This is a genomic window from Methylorubrum podarium (assembly GCF_022179745.1).
Lineage (GTDB): Bacteria > Pseudomonadota > Alphaproteobacteria > Rhizobiales > Beijerinckiaceae > Methylobacterium > Methylobacterium podarium.
On sequence record NZ_BPRD01000496.1, the window covers coordinates 1 to 3,556 of the forward strand.

General features: G+C 67.2%; 3 protein-coding genes. All 3 read left to right on the forward strand.

Features of this window, described 5'->3' with window-relative positions; translation table 11 throughout:
* Positions 1-886 (forward strand): efflux RND transporter permease subunit (locus MFF42_RS21810; protein WP_238257701.1); only part of this gene is annotated, 886 nt, incomplete at its 5' end.
* A 76-nt stretch (positions 887-962) separates the two neighbouring features.
* Entirely contained in the window at positions 963-1,835 is an 873-nt protein-coding gene (locus MFF42_RS21815) for an MBL fold metallo-hydrolase (RefSeq protein WP_238257703.1), read from the forward strand.
* A gap of 608 nt (positions 1,836-2,443) precedes the next feature.
* Positions 2,444-3,556, forward strand: a 1,113-nt coding sequence (locus tag MFF42_RS21820; RefSeq protein ID WP_238257705.1) for a methyl-accepting chemotaxis protein, incomplete at its 3' end; no start/stop codon positions are given.

Consider the following 3,556-nt stretch of genomic DNA (forward strand, 5'->3'; position numbering starts at 1 on the left):
ACATCCGGTAGATCGCGTCACCCTGCACGCGATCTACCGGATGTCGCGGCGCGACATCGAGCAGCTGAAGGTGCGCTCCTCCACCGGCGCCCTGGTGCCGATGGGCACGCTCGCCTCGATCCGCGACATCGCCGGCCCGCAGATCGTGCAGCGGTTCAACCTGTACTACTCGGTGCCGCTGCAGGGCGTGGCGCAGGCCGGCGTCTCGACCGGTCAGGCGCTCGACAGCATGGAGGAGATCGCCAAGCGGGCCCTGCCCGAGGGCTACGCCTACGACTGGACCGAGATCGCCTACCAGCAGAAGGCGGCGGGCGGCACGGCCATCTACGTCTTCGCGCTGGGCGTGCTCCTCGTCTTCCTCGTGCTCGCCGCGCAGTACGAATCCTGGGCGCTGCCGCTGGCGATCCTGCTGGTGGTGCCCACCGGCGTGCTGGCCGCCCTGTTCGGGGTGCAGTTGCGAGGGCAGGACAACAACATCCTGACCCAGATCGGCCTCATCGTGCTCATCGGCCTGGCCGCCAAGAACGCGATCCTGATCGTGGAATTCGCCCACGACATCGAGAAGAGCGAGCACAAGGGGCCGGTGGACGCCGCCGTCCAGGCCTGCCGCCTGCGTCTGCGCCCGATCCTGATGACGGCCTTCGCCTTCATCCTCGGCGTGCTGCCGCTGGTCATCGCCACGGGCCCCGGCGCCGAGATGCGCCAGGCCCTCGGCACGGCGGTGTTCTTCGGGATGATCGGCGCGACCTTCTTCGGTCTGTTCCTGACGCCGGTCTTCTACGTGGTGATCCGCAAGACGGTGCTGTGGATCGGCCGCAAGCGCGGCAAGGATCCGCACGAGAAGGATCCGCACGGCGAGCCGCACGGAGCCCCGGCCCACGGCTGAGGCGCGACCGCGAAGGGGATGAGAATGCGGCCGGGAGCACTAGCTTCCGGCCGTTCCCGTTTTTGAAGGTTCGCCCGTGCCCGGTTATCTGCCCTTCGCGGGCGCCCTGAAGCTGCCCGCCTACACCTGCGACAATTGCGGCTTCTGGCAGCGCCATTTCGCGGCGCCGCCGCATTGCCCGATGTGCCTCGACGCCCGCCACGTCGTGCCGCAGGACGGCTGGCGCTTCCGCACGGCGCAGGAGGCGCAGGCGGCCTTTCCCTGCCACTGGGAGGAGCTGGAGCCGGGCGTCTGGCGCTTCTGGAACGAGCCGGTCTCCGGCATCGGCCCGAGCGCCTACCTGATCCGGACCGAGAACGGGAATATGGGCTTCGAGGGCTGCCCCGTCTTCAGCGAGGCGGCCCTCGACCAGATCGAGCGGCTCGGCGGCATGCAGGTGCTCTCGGCCTCCCACCCGCATTCCTACGGGGCGCTGGTGCAGCTCCAGGATCGGTTCGATCCGGAACTGTGCCTGCCGGCTTCCGACTTCACCTGGAGCGCGGCGCTTCAGGTGTCCTGGCCCTACGACGACTTCCTCGAGCCCCTGCCGGGCCTCGAACTGCACCGCACGGCCGGCCATTTCGACGGCCACGCCGTGCTGTTCGACCGCAAGCGAAGGATCTGCTTCTGCGGCGACGCCCTCAAGTTCGAGCTCGACCCGAAGGATTTCCGCAAGGCGCTGACGATCTCGGCGCACAAGGCCTTCGTGCGCGGCGTGCCTCTGACGGTGAGCGAGCTGCGCCGCTACCGCGACGTGTTCGAGCGCCTCGACTTCACCCAGACCTGGACCCCGTTCGAGCCGGCGGCCAATGTCGGCCGGGCGGAGGTTTTGGCCCTGATCGACGCGATGCTCGGCAGCCGCCCCCACGCCGCACCCGTGCCGCTGACGGATTTTCGCCGCGACGGCTGATCCGTCATCCGCTCGATCACTTCGGCTTCTCCTGCGTCATTGCTGAGGATGTTCAGCAATTCGCTGATTTTCCAGCCACCGTGATCGATGCCCTGACCCCGTCATTCCGGGGCTCCCTGCGGCGAGCCCCGGAATGACGGCGGTGGTGACGAAGCCCGCGACGCGCGTCCGTTCCCGCGCGTTCGCAGCCCTGACCGCGGCGTATCGCGATCATCGAGCTTGTGAACTTCTACGATTGCGAGGCGGAGCGGAAGCGATGACGGGATTGGGCAAGCCCCGAGGTGATCGTTCGGAAACCGTGTGAGACAGACGAAGATGGTCTGAACCGCCCGGCCGGACCGGCGGATACGCGGGTGATCGCGGCATCACGACATCAGGCGATGTCCAGCGTTGCCCGAAAACAATCCTTCCAAGGCGGCATTCAGTCGCCGACGGGTCCGACCCGCCTCGAACTTTCCCTCTTCACGTAAAATTTACCGCGAAAGATGACATTTGCCATAAGGGCAGATTAAGGATGCAGCCGCATCCGTTCACCTCCGCCCCGAATCAATGACGACGCCCATCCGCGCGAGATCATCGGCGGAGATTTGCATCGCGGGGATGCTGTGATGTTCCGTAAATCCAAGCCCAGTGACGCGCAGGCGAAGCTCGACGCACTCGACCGATCGCTCGCCACCATTGAGTTCTCGATGGACGGTACCATCCTGGACGCCAACCAGAACTTCCTGGCCGCGGTCGGCTACGGTCTGGACGAGATCAGGGGCAAGCATCACCGCCTCTTCGTCGATTCCGCCTATGCCGAGACCGCCGAGTACCGCGCCTTCTGGGAGACGCTGCGCGGCGGCCACTACGCGTCGGGCGAGTTCCTTCGCTTCGACAAATCCGGCCGCAAGATCTGGCTGGAGGCGACCTACAACCCGGTGCTCGGGGCGGACGGCACGCCGGAGCGGGTGATGAAGTTCGCGACCGACATCACCGCCAAGAAGAACGAGACGAGCCGGCTCCTGACGATGATCGACGGCATGCCCGTCGCCGTCATGACGGCCGACCCGAAGGACGAGTTCAAGATCAACTATCTGAACCAGACCTCGAAGACGACGCTCGCCACGATCGAGCAGCATCTGCCGATCAAGGTCTCGGAGATGCTGGGCCGCTCGTTCGACGTGTTCCACAAGAACCCGCACCACCAGCGGGCGATGCTGGCCGACAGCAGCCGCCTGCCGCACCGGGCCAAGATCCGGGTCGGCCCCGAGACGCTGGATCTGCGCGTCTCGGCCATCCACGGGCCCGAGGGCGAGTATGTCGGCCCGATGGTCACGTGGTCGGTGATCACGGCGCAGGTCCAGATGTCGACGGACGTCGCGCAGGTGGTCGAGGCGGTGCGCTCGGCGGTGGAGCGGATGGGACACTCGGCGGAGGAGTTGTCGCGCTCGGCCGAGGAGGCCCGGCAGCGCGCCGCCTCGGTCGCGGCGAACTCGGAGCAGATGACGGCCTCGATCCAGGAGATCTCGGGGCAGGTCGGCAGCGTCTCCGAACGCGCCCAGAAGATCGCGGCCCAGGCCGAGACGACCGATCAGACAGTGCGCCAGCTCGCCGAGAACGCGCGCAAGGTCGATGCGGTGGTGGCGATGATCCGTTCGATCGCCGACCAGACCAACCTGCTCGCGCTCAACGCCACCATCGAGGCCGCCCGCGCGGGCGCCGCCGGCCGGGGCTTCGCG